This is a genomic window from Serratia sp. B501, from assembly GCF_051172315.1.
GTDB lineage: Bacteria > Pseudomonadota > Gammaproteobacteria > Enterobacterales > Enterobacteriaceae > Serratia > Serratia ureilytica.
Window position 1 is genome coordinate 1,289,610 of record NZ_JBPIZB010000001.1, and the last position, 14,051, is coordinate 1,303,660.

At 56.6% G+C, this 14,051-nt stretch carries 13 protein-coding genes; 7 read left to right on the forward strand and 6 right to left on the reverse strand.

Translation table 11 applies throughout. From position 1 onward, the window contains the following. Nucleotides 1-15 precede the first annotated feature (15 nt). The 5 genes from cheA to flhD all read right to left on the reverse strand — a co-directional run bounded on the left by cheA (nucleotide 16) and on the right by flhD (nucleotide 5,065). Nucleotides 16-2,037, reverse strand: coding sequence for a chemotaxis protein CheA (gene cheA, locus ACSBQV_RS06360; RefSeq protein WP_046896583.1), 2,022 nt, complete (start codon nucleotides 2,035-2,037; stop codon nucleotides 16-18). After that, entirely contained in the window at nucleotides 2,034-3,098 is a 1,065-nt protein-coding gene (gene motB, locus ACSBQV_RS06365) for a flagellar motor protein MotB (RefSeq protein ID WP_099786022.1), read from the reverse strand. The genes cheA and motB overlap by 4 nt, the downstream gene beginning before the upstream one ends. Beyond that, nucleotides 3,095-3,985 (reverse strand): flagellar motor stator protein MotA, encoded by an 891-nt coding sequence (gene motA / locus ACSBQV_RS06370; RefSeq protein WP_015378266.1) that lies wholly within the window; start codon nucleotides 3,983-3,985, stop codon nucleotides 3,095-3,097. The genes motB and motA overlap by 4 nt, the downstream gene beginning before the upstream one ends. A 145-nt stretch (nucleotides 3,986-4,130) precedes the next feature. Beyond that, on the reverse strand, nucleotides 4,131-4,715 hold the full coding sequence (gene flhC / locus ACSBQV_RS06375; RefSeq protein WP_016927281.1) for a flagellar transcriptional regulator FlhC: 585 nt from the start codon (nucleotides 4,713-4,715) through the stop codon (nucleotides 4,131-4,133). Beyond that, nucleotides 4,715-5,065, reverse strand: a complete 351-nt coding sequence (gene flhD / locus ACSBQV_RS06380; protein ID WP_033643537.1) for a flagellar transcriptional regulator FlhD — start codon at nucleotides 5,063-5,065, stop codon at nucleotides 4,715-4,717. Before flhD ends, flhC begins: the two co-directional genes overlap by 1 nt. Nucleotides 5,066-6,421: 1,356 nt before the next feature. Between flhD and ydgT the strand changes: the two genes are divergently transcribed. The 3 genes from ydgT to ACSBQV_RS06395 all read left to right on the forward strand — a co-directional run bounded on the left by ydgT (nucleotide 6,422) and on the right by ACSBQV_RS06395 (nucleotide 8,371). Beyond that, the gene (gene ydgT, locus ACSBQV_RS06385) at nucleotides 6,422-6,637 is read left to right on the forward strand and encodes a transcription modulator YdgT (RefSeq protein WP_004934895.1); all 216 of its coding nucleotides are present in this window, start codon (nucleotides 6,422-6,424) and stop codon (nucleotides 6,635-6,637) included. 197 nt (nucleotides 6,638-6,834) lie between these two features. Next, the gene (gene uspC, locus ACSBQV_RS06390) at nucleotides 6,835-7,254 is read left to right on the forward strand and encodes a universal stress protein UspC (protein WP_033650858.1); all 420 of its coding nucleotides are present in this window, start codon (nucleotides 6,835-6,837) and stop codon (nucleotides 7,252-7,254) included. A gap of 85 nt (nucleotides 7,255-7,339) precedes the next feature. Continuing rightward, complete coding sequence (locus ACSBQV_RS06395; protein WP_033650857.1) at nucleotides 7,340-8,371, forward strand: NADP-dependent oxidoreductase; 1,032 nt, start codon at nucleotides 7,340-7,342, stop codon at nucleotides 8,369-8,371. A 35-nt stretch (nucleotides 8,372-8,406) separates the two neighbouring features. Here the strand turns inward: ACSBQV_RS06395 and pcp are convergent, their stop codons facing one another. Next, on the reverse strand, nucleotides 8,407-9,054 hold the full coding sequence (gene pcp, locus ACSBQV_RS06400) for a pyroglutamyl-peptidase I (RefSeq protein ID WP_033650977.1): 648 nt from the start codon (nucleotides 9,052-9,054) through the stop codon (nucleotides 8,407-8,409). A gap of 97 nt (nucleotides 9,055-9,151) precedes the next feature. Here pcp and ACSBQV_RS06405 point away from each other — a divergent pair, with 97 nt between their 5' ends. From ACSBQV_RS06405 to ACSBQV_RS06420, 4 genes are all read left to right on the forward strand, one after another. Further along, nucleotides 9,152-10,084: a LysR family transcriptional regulator gene (locus tag ACSBQV_RS06405; RefSeq protein WP_033643541.1), complete on the forward strand. Its 933-nt coding sequence runs from the start codon at nucleotides 9,152-9,154 to the stop codon at nucleotides 10,082-10,084. Between the two features lie 513 nt (nucleotides 10,085-10,597). Continuing rightward, nucleotides 10,598-12,943, forward strand: a complete 2,346-nt coding sequence (locus ACSBQV_RS06410; protein ID WP_099786024.1) for a type VI secretion system Vgr family protein — start codon at nucleotides 10,598-10,600, stop codon at nucleotides 12,941-12,943. A 12-nt stretch (nucleotides 12,944-12,955) separates the two neighbouring features. Next, on the forward strand, nucleotides 12,956-13,345 hold the full coding sequence (locus tag ACSBQV_RS06415; RefSeq protein ID WP_033643543.1) for a DUF3592 domain-containing protein: 390 nt from the start codon (nucleotides 12,956-12,958) through the stop codon (nucleotides 13,343-13,345). Nucleotides 13,346-13,447: 102 nt separating this feature from the next. Further along, nucleotides 13,448-13,948 carry a hypothetical protein gene (locus ACSBQV_RS06420; protein ID WP_099786026.1) on the forward strand — a complete coding sequence of 167 codons (501 nt, stop codon included), beginning with the start codon at nucleotides 13,448-13,450 and terminating at the stop codon, nucleotides 13,946-13,948. Nucleotides 13,949-14,051 lie beyond the last annotated feature (103 nt).

Sequence of the window (14,051 nt, forward strand, 5' to 3'; positions counted from 1 at the left end):
TCAATAAACTCATTATTATGCGGCGGCGTCCGTCAGACGCTTTTCACGGTTCAAGGTTTGCAACGCCGAGACATCGACTATCAAGGCCACGCTGCCGTCGCCCAAAATGGTCGCGGCGGAAATGCCCGGCACTTTGCGGTAGTTGCTTTCCAGATTCTTCACCACCACCTGATGCTGGCCAATCAGCTGATCCACCAGCAACGCATAGCGGCGGCCGGCGCTTTGCAGGATAACGACGATGCCCTGCGTGGCGTCGGTTTTGGCGCCTTCCACTTCGAATACCCGATACAGTTCCACCAGCGGCAGGTATTCGCCGCGCACCTGCAGCACGCGTTCGCCGCCGGCCAACGGATGCAAATCCTCCGCCTGCGGCTGCAGCGACTCCATCACCGCGTTCAGCGGCAGAATAAAGACTTCGTCGTTCACTTTGACCGACATGCCGTCGAGGATCGCCAGCGTCAACGGCAGCAGGATGCGGATGGTGGTGCCTTTACCGGCCTGCGAACGGATCTCGACGTGGCCGCCCATCTCCTGAATATTTCTTTTCACCACGTCCATGCCGACGCCGCGGCCGGAAACGTCGGTCACCTGCTCGGCGGTGGAGAAGCCCGGCGCGAAGATCAGCATGCCGACCTCTTCGTCGCTCATGCTGTCGCTCACCGCCAGCCCTTGCGAAGCGGCCTTGGCGAGAATTTTTTCGCGGTTCAGGCCGGCGCCGTCGTCGATGACCTCAATACAGATGTTGCCGCCCTGATGTTCGGCCGACAGCACCAGATTGCCCACCGCCGACTTGCCGGCGGCAATGCGGGTGGCCGGCTCTTCGATACCGTGATCGAGGCTGTTGCGCACCAGGTGCGTCAACGGGTCGATAATCCGTTCGATCAGGCTCTTATCCAGTTCGGTCGAGCTGCCCTGCAGCGTCAGCTCCACCTGTTTGTTCAGCTTGCCGGCCAGATCGCGCACCAGACGTGGGTAGCGGCTGAAGACGTATTCCATCGGCATCATGCGGATCGACATCACCGACTCCTGGAGATCGCGTGCGTTACGCTCCAGCTGGCTCATGCTGTTCAGCAGATCGCCGTGGTTCACTGGATCCAGCGTGCCGGAACGTTGCGCCAGCATCGACTGGGTGATCACCAGCTCGCCCACCAGGTTGATCAGTTGATCCACCTTTTCCACCGCTACGCGAATGCTGGTGGATTCGCTCGCCTTGGCGCGTGCTTTTGGTGCTTCCGCCGCTGCGGCCGCCGGTTTGGCGGCAGGCGGCGCAGCGCTGGCGATCGGCGCTGGCGCCGGTTCCGGCGCAGCGACCGTCTCCGGCAAGTTCGCCTCCGCGACGGCCGGCGCGCTTTGCGTCGGCGTCGAGAAGCTGATTTGTTCCGGTTCCAGCACGAAGCACAGCACGGCGCTGATGTCGTCTTCGCTGGCGGAGGTGAGCAACGTCACGTCCAGGCTGTGTTCCGTCTGATGCGGGTCTTTAACTTCGCCGAGGTTGCCCAGCTCTTCCAACATCAAGGGGATTTCACTGGCTTTCAGCCCGTTCAGGCTGATGCGCATGCCGCCTTCAATCGCCGCCGGCGCGGCCGATGGCTGAGCGACCGGCTGCTGAACGGCGGGTTGAGCCGCAGGCGCCTCCTGCTGCTGTTGCGCTTCCAACGCCAGCTGACGCAGCGCCTGGCAAATGTATTCAAAGCTTTCAGCGTCAGGCTGTTGCGAGGTTTTATAGGCGTCCAGTTGCTCCTGCATAATGTCTTTGGTTTCCAGAAACAGGTTGATAATCTCGGTGCTCAGGCTCATTTCCTGGCGTCTTGCACCGTCCAGCAGGTTCTCCAGCAGGTGGGTGGTTTCCTGCAGCACCGAAAAACCAAAGGTCGCCGCGCCGCCCTTGATCGAATGCGCCGCGCGGAAGATGGCGTTCAACGGCTCGATATCGGGAGCCAATGGATCCAGCTCCAGCAGGTGTTGCTCCATGTCGGCCAGCAACTCGTCCGCCTCATCAAAGAAGGTCTGATAAAAATCGCTAATGTCCATGCTCACGGGGTCACCTCTGGCTGTGAGTCGCGGTTAGTCGGTGCGGGTGCGGCCGCCGGTGGTTCCGACGCCTGGTCGGCCGGGGCTATCGCCGGGGACGCCTGCGGTGGAGCGCTCGGCGTTGGCGCCGCGGGTTCCGGGGCTGTCGTCGAGGATTCCGGCGTTTGGCTGGCCGGCGCGGTCGCCGACGGCGCCAGCTGCTTCAGGCCGTCCGGCTGGGCAATATCCAGCGCGTTGCTTTCGGCATTTTCGTGCTCGATGCCCTCTTGCGTTTGCTTGTTCAACACCAGTACGGTGATGCGGCGGTTAATCGCATCATCGGCGCCATGCTGTTTCAGGCTCATGGTGGCCGCCATGCCTACCACCCGCAGCACTTTGCCTTCCGCCAGGCCGCCGGCGATCAGCTCGCGTCGCGACGCGTTGGCGCGATCGGCCGACAGTTCCCAGTTGCTGTAGCCGCGTTCGCCGGTGGCGTAAGGGATGTCATCGGTGTGGCCGGACAGGCTGATTTTGTTCGGCAAGTCGTTAAGGATCGGCGCTATCGCCCGCAGGATATCGCGCATGTAGCTCTCGACCTGCGCGCTGCCGGTTTTGAACATCGGCCGGTTCTGGCTATCGATAATCTGGATGCGCAGCCCTTCGTCCATCATGTTGATCAACAGATGCGGACGCAGCGCCTTCAGGCGCGGATCGGACTCAATCAACTCATCCAGCTTTTCGCGCAGCTTGTTCAGGCGCAGCTCTTCGGCGCGCGAGTCCGGCGAATCGACCTGTTTTTTCACCAGGCCATGCTGTTGCGTTGGATCGTCGCCGCCGCCAGGAATGGGGCTGCTTTCGGAACTGCTCTTGTCGCCGCTGGTCAAGGCAACCTTGAGCGGCGTGCGGAAGTATTCGGCGATTTGCGTCAGCTCCTGCGGGCTGGCGATCGCCAGCAGCCACATCACCAGGAAGAACGCCATCATCGCCGTCATAAAGTCGGCATAAGCGATCTTCCAGGAGCCGCCGTGATGGGCGGCATGATGCGACTTGCGCTTTCTGACCAAAACGACCGGATGATTCTGTTTCATGCTTCTTCTTCTTCCGTCGCCTGCTGCGCCGGCGCTTTCACGCGGCGCACGTGTTCTTCCAGCTCAACGAAAGAAGGACGTTCGGTGGTATACAGCGTTTTACGGCCGAACTCGACTGCGATCTGCGGCGCGTAACCGTTCAGGCTCGACAACAGCGTGACTTTGATGCACTGCATCATCTTGACGTTTTCGGCGCTCTTCTGACGCAGCAACGTCGCCAGCGGCGAGATGAAGCCGTAGGCCAGCAAAATGCCGAGGAAAGTACCGACCATGGCGTTAGCGATCAGCGCGCCCAGTTCAGCGGCCGGACGGTCAGCCGAAGCCAGGGCGTGCACCACCCCCATCACCGCCGCGACGATGCCGAACGCCGGCAAGGAGTCGCCCACCATCGCCAGACTGCCGGCGGGCACTTCGCTTTCCTGCTCGTAGGTTTCGATCTCTTCGTCCATCAGCGCTTCGATCTCGAACGCATTCATATTGCCGCTCACCATCAGCCGTAAATAGTCGGTAATGAACTCCACCAGGGTGTTATCGGCAAGGATGCGCGGATAATTAGAGAAAATTTCACTTTCTTGCGGATTATCGATATCGAACTCGAGCGACAGCATGCCCTGCTGACGCGATTTGGCCAGCAGACGGAACAGCAACGCCATCAGATCCATATACAGATCTTTGTTGTATTTGGAACGGCGCATCAGGCGCGGCAGGGCGCGCAGCGTCGCTTTGATCGCCTTGCCGTTGTTGCCGACGATGAAAGCGCCGACCCCCGCCCCGCCGATAATCAGAAACTCCGCCGGCTGATATAACGCACCGAGATGACCGCCCACGATCAGGTAGCCGCCAAACACCGCACCCAATACCACGAGATAACCCAAAATAACTAGCACACGCATTCCTTAAATTAACAATGTGGATGGAAGGTGGGGCAAACGCGCCCTGGCGCGACAGACCAGGCTGCATGTCTGGGGGCGGCATGCCGCCCCTGCGTATCACACGTCGGTATTCATTGCCGAGAGCCGGCAACGTGGCGGCTCAAATGGCGCGTTTGACCTGCTCGTCCAGCAGTTGAGGAATAATATCGGCCAGTTGCGGCGAAAGTTTACGTCTTTTTACGGCGCGGGATGGGGGTTGGCATAAACTGCAGATGAAACCGTTCAGCGGCTGGTGCGCGTGGGTGATAAATGCGCCGCCGCAGCAGCTGCAGGCGGAGAGCTGCAACATGCCGCTGTCGACGAAGCGCACCAGCGTCCAGGCGCGGGTCAACGCCAGCAACGGCGCCTCGCCGGCCTGCTGCGGGCACTGCTCCAGGTAGAGGCGATAGGCTTTGATCACCGCTTCCACCCCGCTGCACTGTCCGCTTTTCATCAGAAACAGGTAGGCGTTATAAAACATCGAGGAATGAATATTCTGTTCCCAGGTCATAAACCAGTCGGTTGAGAACGGCAACATTCCTTTTGGCGGCGGGCTGCCGCGCAACTCCTTGTAAAGTTTAATCAAGCGCCCGCGGCTGAGCTGGGTTTCACTCTCCAGCATCTGCAAACGGGCCCCCAGCGAAATCAGCTCCATGGCGAGCTGAATGTCCTTGGCTTCTTGAACAATGCTTTTCTCAACCATCATCAGGCTCTTTTCTTCGTCGGGCTAGCGTCTTTACTCGATAGCTCTTGCAGTAAATGGCTTGATAGCAAAATGCCGGTATGGATTTGTTGCAGATCGTCGACGCGCGACTCTTTGGTCAGGCGTTCGATGGTCTGGTGATCGTTAAAGCGGAAGTGGCAAACCAGCTGGTTGGTCTCGGCCAGTTTGACCATTTGCGGCAAAGTCAGCTGCGCCAACGCATCGGCCATGGTCTCATCAATACCAAGGCGGAACATCGCGGACGCTTTTTCATCGTTGATCAAACGCTGTGCTAAAAGTAAATATGACAAATTGATGTCATAAATATGCTTAAGTAATTCAGACGTACCCATATTCCCCATCCCGACAGACTATGTTTAAAAACATACGCTGGGTGATAAATTTTATCGCCCGTGACCTGGGTTGTTTCCCAAAGTTGGCAAATTAATCTCTCAAAAACGACTGCTATAATTTTCGCCAATCGCTAAATTCGACCACTGTTCAGTATTTGCTACGAGCGTAAACCAACGTGTATGGATGTACAGCATTCTGCTTCGATAGTGTTTAGTCACCATGAAACTATTTTTACAAATTTAATAAGATTATTCCTAAAGCAGCGCAACTCTACCCCCGAACCATTAGCACACACAATGTAAGTGAGAGGCAATTTTAAATACAATGTGACATAGATCACAAAAATAAAAAATAATTAAGCCAAATACCCCTAAATTCGCACATTTTATGACCCGCATTTTGCTCACAAAATCGCCTTAGGTAAAAAAACGTCTTAAAAACAATGTTTATCAGCCAAAAAATTATCTTTTTTAGATCAATTCGAACAAAACCATCACCAAACCAAAATAACAGAACAAAAATCTGCATATAGGCAACAATCTTAGTATAAATAACCATTTGAGCCGCTAAAAAATATCCGAGGTGAAAAATAACCAATGTAAACTATAAGGTTATTAGCTATCGGATTTGACTTAAACCCTCCGCAGAGGGTTGTTCTAATTTTCAACATCAGGTGATTATGGCTTATCAATGATTCGCTGGCGTAGTGAACAAGCCAATAGACGTAACGATATGTTTCCGTATTAGCGCGGCGCAAGAATGGTTTTTTAACGTTAAATTACCCCAAAACGACATATCGGCAGCACATCCTAAAGCTTTAGCGTTTTTTTATTTCTTTTTTGCCGGCACATTAATTACCACGCCGTTCCAGACGTTATTAAAATTCCCGCGCCCCATCGTTTTATTGCAATAAAATAAAACGCAGTTTTGTTTTACTTGCCATAATCGCGCAGGCCAAACAGGCGTAGTTTCAATGCCGACAGCGGCAACATACATCGCCTCGTGCTGCGACCGCCCTCCGGACAGGTGAAAAAAACGCCGCCAAAGGAGAGCGAGCGCGGCTTCGCGCGCTTGCACGCAGCGGAAACGTCGACGCTTAAGCTTCTCGTTCGTGACGCATCGCCCTGAGACTTTCCCTATTTCTTCATTTATCAGCAGGATGAGATTGCTGATGGCGCACTTGCATATTATGATTTATCCAGCGCCGCCACGGGCGGCGTCACATTATTACCCAGTGCAATTTATTCACTTGAAATGATTTTTGTCAGGTCGTACATCGCTGCCTCGACGGCGTCGCCGTGAGCCGCTATGTGTTATTCACCCGGCTTTAACTATTAACAGGCTATATTTTAATCATGACCGATACGCTCGAATATCTGCTGACATTCCGTAAATGCTCCTCTTTGGACAGCCTGGAGAAGGTGTACGACAAACTGAACTATTCCATTGAAAACGATACAGAAATGAGCAATATGTACCGTGCTGCCGACCACCGCCGCGCCGAGCTGGTTGCCGGTAAATTGTTCGATCTGGGCAAGGTGCCGAAAACGCTGTGGGCGCAGGTGCTTTAATTCAGTGAAATTACGTGCGGCAACGGTTTTATCTTTTATTGCTATATAACCGGAGCAAACTCAGCTTTTATTGCCGCGCGTGATGCGAAACACATTTATTCCCCCCGCCAGGTTCTACCCTTTATCCGAGCGCAGCATTTCATCCAAGGCCCCGACGCGGCAGCCTGAAACACGACGGATGCAACAAGGAGTGGAATATGGGGTATCAAAACGTTCTGGTTACCGTCGCCGTCGCGCCTGACAGCCATCGCCTGGTGGAAAAGGCCGTCTCTATCGTCCGCCCCTACGGCGGCAACATCACCCTGTTAAGCACCCTCGCCAATCCGGAAATGTACAATAATTTCGCCGGGCCGATGCTGGCCGATTTGCGCACGCTGATGGAAGAGGAAACCCGGCTGTTTATGGAGGAACTGCGCCAACGCGCCGGCTACCCGATCGCCGATACCCTTATCGTGCATGGCGAGCTTGGCGACAGCCTGGAATTCGCCAGCCGCCGTCAGCCGTTCGACCTGCTGCTCTGCGGCAATCACCGCGACAGCATGATGAACAAAGTCTCCTGTTCCGCCGCCCGCTTCATCAACATCAGCCATATCGACGTGCTGATCGTTCCGCTCTGAGGCTAAGCACATTCGGTAACGTTGCCTTGGCGCCCCTGGACTAGGCTTAACGAACCTTGTTTGTCGCAACACAAAGGAGCTTTCGATGTCCCCTTCTCAACAGAACCGCCGCTTTCTGCTGGCCTCGCGTCCGCACGGCGAACCGACGGCGGCGAATTTCCGCCTCGACACGGTCGCCGTGCCACAACCCGAGGCCGGCCAACTGCTGCTGCGCACCGTATATCTGTCGTTGGATCCTTATATGCGCGGACGCATGAGCGATGCACCCTCCTACGCGCCGCCGGTGGAGATCGGTCAGGTCATGGTGGGTGGAACGGTCTCTCGCGTGGCGGCCTCACAGCATCCCGATTTCAACGTCGGCGATTGGGTATTGGGCTATGACGGTTGGCAGGATTACGCGCTGTCCGACGGCAGCGGCCTGCGCAATCTCGGCCCACACTTGCCGCACCCTTCCCGCCTGCTCGGCGTGCTGGGCATGCCCGGTTTTACCGCTTACATGGGGTTGCTCGATATCGGCCAACCGCAGGCGGGTGAAACGCTGGTGGTCGCCGCCGCCAGCGGCGCGGTCGGTTCAGTGGTCGGCCAAATCGGCAAACTGAAAGGCTGCCGCGTCGTCGGCGTTGCCGGAGGTGCGGACAAATGCCGCTATGTGGTGGAAGAGTTGGGTTTCGACGCCTGTATCGATCACCGCGCCCCCGACTTTGCCGAACAGCTGGCCGCCGCCTGTCCGCAGGGCATCGACATCTATTATGAGAACGTCGGCGGCGCCGTATTCGACGCCGTGTTGCCGCTGTTGAACGCCAAAGCGCGCATTCCGGTCTGCGGCATCATCGCCCATTACAATGCCACCGGGTTACCCGCCGGGCCGGACCGCTTACCGTTGCTGGAAGGGCTGATCTTACGTAAACGTATCCGCATGCAGGGCTTTATCATCTTCGACGATTACGGTTCACGCTTTGATGAATTCCTGCAACAGATGAGCAGCTGGGTCGAACAAGGAAAGATCAAGTTCCGCGAGGACATCGTCGATGGGCTGGAGCAGGCGCCGCAGGCCTTTATCGGCCTGCTGCAGGGCAAAAACTTCGGCAAACTGGTGATCCGCGTCGCTGACGAATAACGCGCATCAGGGCGTGGCGCGCCACGCCCTGCTTGTCAATGCACGGCACCGTCGCCGAATTGCACATCTTCCTCTACCGTGAGCGTCACCTGCACGAGAGTGCGCACCGCTTCCACCATCGTCGCCAGCGCCATACTCGGCTTGCCCGGATGCGCCGCCGCCAGTTCATGGCTGTACGGAATGTGCACGAATCCGCCCCTGGCCCGCGAATGCTGCGTCTCCAGATAGTGACGCAGACCATAAAAAATATGGTTGCAGTTATAGGTGCCCGCCGTGTAAGAAACGCCCGCCGGGATCCCCTGCCGGCGCAGTTGCTGCACCGCGGCCTTGACGGGCAGCGTACTGAAATAGCCCACCGGCCCGCCGGCAACCACCGGCACGTCAATCGGCTGTTTACCGGCATTGTCGGGAATGCGGGCATCGATCAAATTGATGGCTACCCGTTCCAGGGATATTTCGGCCCGGCCGCCGGCCAGCCCCAGACAGATCACCGCCAGCGGCTGCAATGCCTCAATCGCCGCGATCAGCTGCTGGTTGGCCACGCCCAATACGCACGGCAACTCGAGCACCGCGATCTCCGCGCCGGCAATACGCTCTCCGGCCAATGCCTGCGCGACCTGCCAGGAAGGGTTCACCGCGTCACCGTCGAACGGCTCAATGCCGGTGATTAACACTTTGTTCATCATTTCCCCTGATTGAAGGCTAAATTCGTGTGCTACCAGCCTAGGGAACGCTGTAAGATTCTGGAAATGGATTATCTGTATATAGAGTATTCATAAAATGAATTTAGCCAACGTCGATCTCAATTTACTGGTAGTGTTTGAAGCGCTGTATCAGACTCGTAACGTCACCGCCGCAGGCCGGCGTCTTAACCGCGCGCAACCTTCCGTCAGCAATGCATTGGCGCGACTGCGCATTCTGCTCAACGATCCGCTGTTTGTCCGCAGCGGCGGCGGCATGGCGCCCACGCCGCGCGCCCACCAGCTTATGCCGCAGATACAGCGGGTACTTGAGCAAATCCATCTGGCGTTGGCCCCACCGGCCCGTTTCGATCCGGCCACCGCCGGGCAACGGCGTTTTACGCTGGCCGCCGGCGACTATGCGGATATTTTGCTGCTGCCCGCCATCATCAGCCGTTTGCGTCAGGCGGCACCCGGCATCGATATTCGCGTTTCGCGTCTGGATCGCCGCAATATTTACCGTCAGTTGGATAGCGGGGAGGTAGATGTCGCGCTGGGAGGGCATCTTTCCGGGGCGGAAAGTCACTATGTGCGCACGTTGTTTGAAGAGCATCTGGTCTGTATCGCCAGCCGTTCACACCCGCAATTGGCGGATGGCCGCTGGGATCTGGCCCGCTACCTCAGCCTGCCGCACGGGCTGTACGCGCCGGCTGACGACGGCTCTGCCAGAGGCTTGGTCGACCGCCGTCTGGCGGAAATCGGCGGCCAGCGGCGCGTCGCCGTGACCTTTTCACACATTGTCGCCCTGCCGGCGGTGGTCGCCGACAGCGATCTGATCGCCACCCTGGCCGCCAGCGTGGCCCGGCGTTTTTCCGATCCGCAACGCGTACGCATTCTCCCGCTGCCTGAGGAGTTGGCCATCGCGCCTTTCCCCATTGAGCTGATCGCCGGCCGACAGGCGCAACGCGACCCGGCCTTAATCTGGCTCTGTGACCTGATAAGCCGACTTTCCCTCGATCCCCTTCCGCGCTAACCGCATCAATTGCTGCTTTATCAACCATTCAGACTCACCGTCGGAGGCCCGCACCGCGGGCTTTTCACGTCGGCCAAATAGGAATCATCCGAATTAACATTCGGTAAATTTATATATTTGATCATCTTTAACTAACGAATGGTAAGGATAAAAAATACTCAGTGACTTTTTTCACGGAAAAAAAGAGTTGTTTTATAAACACGTTGACTTAAGTGTTACAGATTTATTATTTGGTATTACCATTTTCCCAATAATTTGGGATAAAAAAAGATCTGCTCGTATCTATATGTTTTAGATAATAAAAAAGCAGATCGTGAGCGAGTTAACGAATTGAGCATTGATCCACAAGGCTATTTTGCAAATGCAGAGCTCTATTGTAGACTGCACAAATCGTGCCTTTGTGTAAACTTTGTTAAATCTTTCGTCAGCCCCTGTCTCAATTCGTGACAGATACGCCATCGGGATCGCGCGTCAAATCTCGTGCGGTAGCTATGCCTAAACCGGGGATATAGTATGGATCGCCTTATCATTGCGCACACGCCTTTGCCCGCCCATCAGCTGTTGTTCAGAAGCCTTTCCGGTGAGGAAAGACTGGCCGGGCTGTTCGAGTTCGACGTCGAGCTGCTCAGCCCTGACAATCGCCTCGATCTGAAAGCGCTGCTGGGACAAAAAATCACGCTGGAGCTGCGGGGCAACCCGATGGCCCCGCGTTATCTCAACGGCAATATCACGCGTATGACCCTCTCCGGACGAGAAGCCGGCGGCAACCGCTACTATATCTACCGCGCCGTGCTGCGCCCCACGCTGTGGTACCTGACGCAAAACCGCGATTTTCGCATCTATCAGGAAAAGACCGTTCCCGACATCCTGACCCAGGTGCTGGGGCAGTATCAGGTGAAGATCGATAACCGTCTGAGTTACGACTACCGCATCTGGGGGTACTGCGTGCAGTACCAGGAGAGCGATTTCGATTTCATCAGTCGTCTGATGGAACATGAAGGCATCTATTACTATTTCACGCACCAGCAGGACGGCCATACGCTGGTGCTGGCCGACGCGCCGGCGGCGCATCAGGAACTCGCCGGCTATGCCAGCATCCCCTATCAGCTCGCGGAAGGCGGTCTGGTGGAAAACAAGGACAGCATCAACAGCTGGAGCGTCTCGGACGCCATCACGCCCAGCCTGTATAGCCTGGATGACTACGATTTTCGCAAACCGCGCGCGCGGTTGCTCGAGGCCCGGCAGAATCCCGCCTCGTTCGCACAGGATAAAGCCGAGGTGTTCGACTGGCCCGGGCGTTATACCGATCACGCCCACGGCCAGTTTTACGTCAAGGTGCGCCAACAGGAGTTCGAAGCGCAGCATGAGCAGATGAGCGGCGAAGGCAGTTCGCAGGGCATTGCGCCCGGCTACCGTTTTCAGCTGATCCAGGCGCCGCGCATGGAAGACAACCGCGCCTATCTGGTGGTCAGCGCGCGTTACTTCATGCAGGAAAACAGCTACGCCAGCAACGATAACGACGTTGGCGAGCAACATACCGAATTTCAGGTGGTGCCGGCGGACATCAACTGGCGCCCGGCGCGCACCACACCCTGGCCGAAAACCCATGGCCCGCAGACCGCCGAAGTGGTTGGCCCGGAAGGCGAAAGCATCTGGACCGATAAATATGGCCGGGTGAAACTCAAGTTCCGTTGGGATCGCCACGGCAGCGGCAATGAAACCAGCTCCTGCTGGGTGCGCGTCTCCAGCGCCTGGGCCGGCTGGAAATACGGCGGGATCCAAATCCCGCGCGTGGGTGAGGAAGTGGTGGTCGACTTTATCAACGGCGATCCGGATCGCCCCATCATCACCGGCCGCGTTTACAACGAAGACAGCATGCCGCCTTGGGATCTGCCCGGCGACGCCACCAAAATGGGCTTTATGAGCCGCAGCAAAGGCGGCGGCATCGACAACGCCAGCTTCCTGTTCCTGGAAGACTCGCCCGGCAACGAATCTTTCGACATGCACGCCGAACGCAACATGAACATGACGGTGGAAAACGACAAGAACGTCAATATTGACGGCAGTCGCACCACCACCATCGGTCGCCAGCAGAACGATACCGTCACCGGCGACGCCACGTTCCTGTACAAAGCGAAACGCACCACCACCGTCGATGGGCTGGAAACCGCCAACCTGAACGCTCACCAGACGGTGAACATCAAAGGCGGCCGCGCCCTGACGATTATCGACGGCGGCGATAAGATTGACATCACCGGCAATCAGTCCTTCAAGCTTGACGGCGCGCAGACGCAAAACATTACGCAAACCCAGCATGTCACGGTGAAAGGCGACCAGACCCTCGACATTACCGAGGGGCAACAGACCAACACCATCAACAAGGGGCAGACGGTCAACATCACCTCCGGCGGGCAGCACACCACCATCACCGCCGGCGGGCAAACCACTACCGTCACCGCAGGCGGTCAGACGCTGAAGGTGGAGGCCGGCGGCCAGACCAGCGACATCACGGGGAATGTCAAAGAAACCTACAAAAACGATCAGCAAACGACCATTAGCGGTTCGCTGACCATCACGGCAAAAACCATCAGCATTACCAGCGAGGACGGCGTGTCTATTTCGGCGCCCACCTGGAAAGATAACTGCCACGGCTATAAGTGGACCGCGATAGGCGCCAACCTTGCCTTAACGGGGCTGAGCGTCAAGCACACGATGTTCGATGTTTCCCATAACCCGCTTTCGATCAGCAAAACCAATTTCAAGCTAAGCAACGATCCCATGACGTTCACGCAGCTTGGGGCCTTAATCACCAACGGTTCGTTGCGATTGAGCAGCAAGGCGCTGGCGATCTTTTTATAAGTAGGGATGCCCATGTCCAAAGCCAAAAATATCTTCACCGTAATCGGTTTGATTTTATTGGCCCCTATTCTCAGCCTGGTGGGTTTTTTCAAATTCATCACGGTCGATATCTGGGGCTATTTCAAACACATCGGTTCTTCTCTCAGCGTGATGGAGAACGGAGTTTCCGCCTCCGGGCAAATCGTCAGCATCCGCCAGACCAACCTGTGGGACGGGAATCGGCCGGTCTGCGAAGTGGAAGTCAAATACATCGCCCAAGACGGAAAAAACCATACGGCCGTCGCGAAAGGCCCGATCAGCGTCGTTGATCTGCCGCGTTATCAGCCGGGTCATTTCACCGCGATAAAGTACGATCCCAAGAACCCCAAAAAAGCGGTGATCGAAGAGTTATCCCGACTTTGAGCGAAAAGAACCTTTTCAATCAACGCGATCCGATTTCAACGTTGTGAAAACGACTTGTCGTCCATCAGTTCGCTAAATCACCTTGCATAAGGAAGTGTCACGATGGGCGCGTTTATTGCCTTTTCGACGCAGGACAGCCTCGGGGGACAAATCCTGTTTACCTTCTTAGGCATCCTGGTTGGCGGCGTATTGATCGCCGCCATTTGCAAGACCGTCTTACCCGCGGGCAGAACGGCGGCATTGTCCGTCCGGTTGCTGATCTTTGTCGCACTGATGCTGGCGATCCTGAAGTATAACCAGCAGGTGATGTCTGCGGTGAACGCGCCCGCGGAGCTGATCGGGTTCCTGATTTTGCCCGGTTTTTTGATGGGTTACCTGGGTGCGGCGGCCCCCGGCAGACTGGCGCTGGCGATAGAACTGTGCTGTTTTGCCCCGCTCGCCGCGCTGCTGATTCTGGGCACCGCCGGCGTCGGCTTTTTTGCCCCCTATCATCTGGAGAGCACAGGCCAATTTACCGCCAAGGCGATCGCCGCGGCATTGTCCGTCGCCGTCGTACTGCTGGCTCGTAAAATAAGCGGGAAGGACAACGCACTGTCCTCTTGATAATCCCTTTGACGCGAGGAAATGCTCCCCGCATTCGCGATCGGCTCTGGACGCCGCATCGTTTTCTTCATCTGTTGTGACATAGCCTGATATCTATTAAACC

Coding starts and splice junctions, on each gene's coding strand:
- pcp (WP_033650977.1), bottom strand. CDS start 9,054: ATGAACAAAGTGTTAATCACCGGCATTGAGCCGTTCGACGGTGACGCG.
- ACSBQV_RS06420 (WP_099786026.1), top strand. CDS start 13,448: ATGGGCGCGTTTATTGCCTTTTCGACGCAGGACAGCCTCGGGGGACAA.
- motB (WP_099786022.1), bottom strand. CDS start 3,098: ATGAAACAGAATCATCCGGTCGTTTTGGTCAGAAAGCGCAAGTCGCAT.
- flhC (WP_016927281.1), bottom strand. CDS start 4,715: ATGATGGTTGAGAAAAGCATTGTTCAAGAAGCCAAGGACATTCAGCTC.
- flhD (WP_033643537.1), bottom strand. CDS start 5,065: ATGGGTACGTCTGAATTACTTAAGCATATTTATGACATCAATTTGTCA.
- ydgT (WP_004934895.1), top strand. CDS start 6,422: ATGACCGATACGCTCGAATATCTGCTGACATTCCGTAAATGCTCCTCT.
- uspC (WP_033650858.1), top strand. CDS start 6,835: ATGGGGTATCAAAACGTTCTGGTTACCGTCGCCGTCGCGCCTGACAGC.
- ACSBQV_RS06415 (WP_033643543.1), top strand. CDS start 12,956: ATGTCCAAAGCCAAAAATATCTTCACCGTAATCGGTTTGATTTTATTG.
- ACSBQV_RS06405 (WP_033643541.1), top strand. CDS start 9,152: ATGAATTTAGCCAACGTCGATCTCAATTTACTGGTAGTGTTTGAAGCG.
- ACSBQV_RS06395 (WP_033650857.1), top strand. CDS start 7,340: ATGTCCCCTTCTCAACAGAACCGCCGCTTTCTGCTGGCCTCGCGTCCG.
- ACSBQV_RS06410 (WP_099786024.1), top strand. CDS start 10,598: ATGGATCGCCTTATCATTGCGCACACGCCTTTGCCCGCCCATCAGCTG.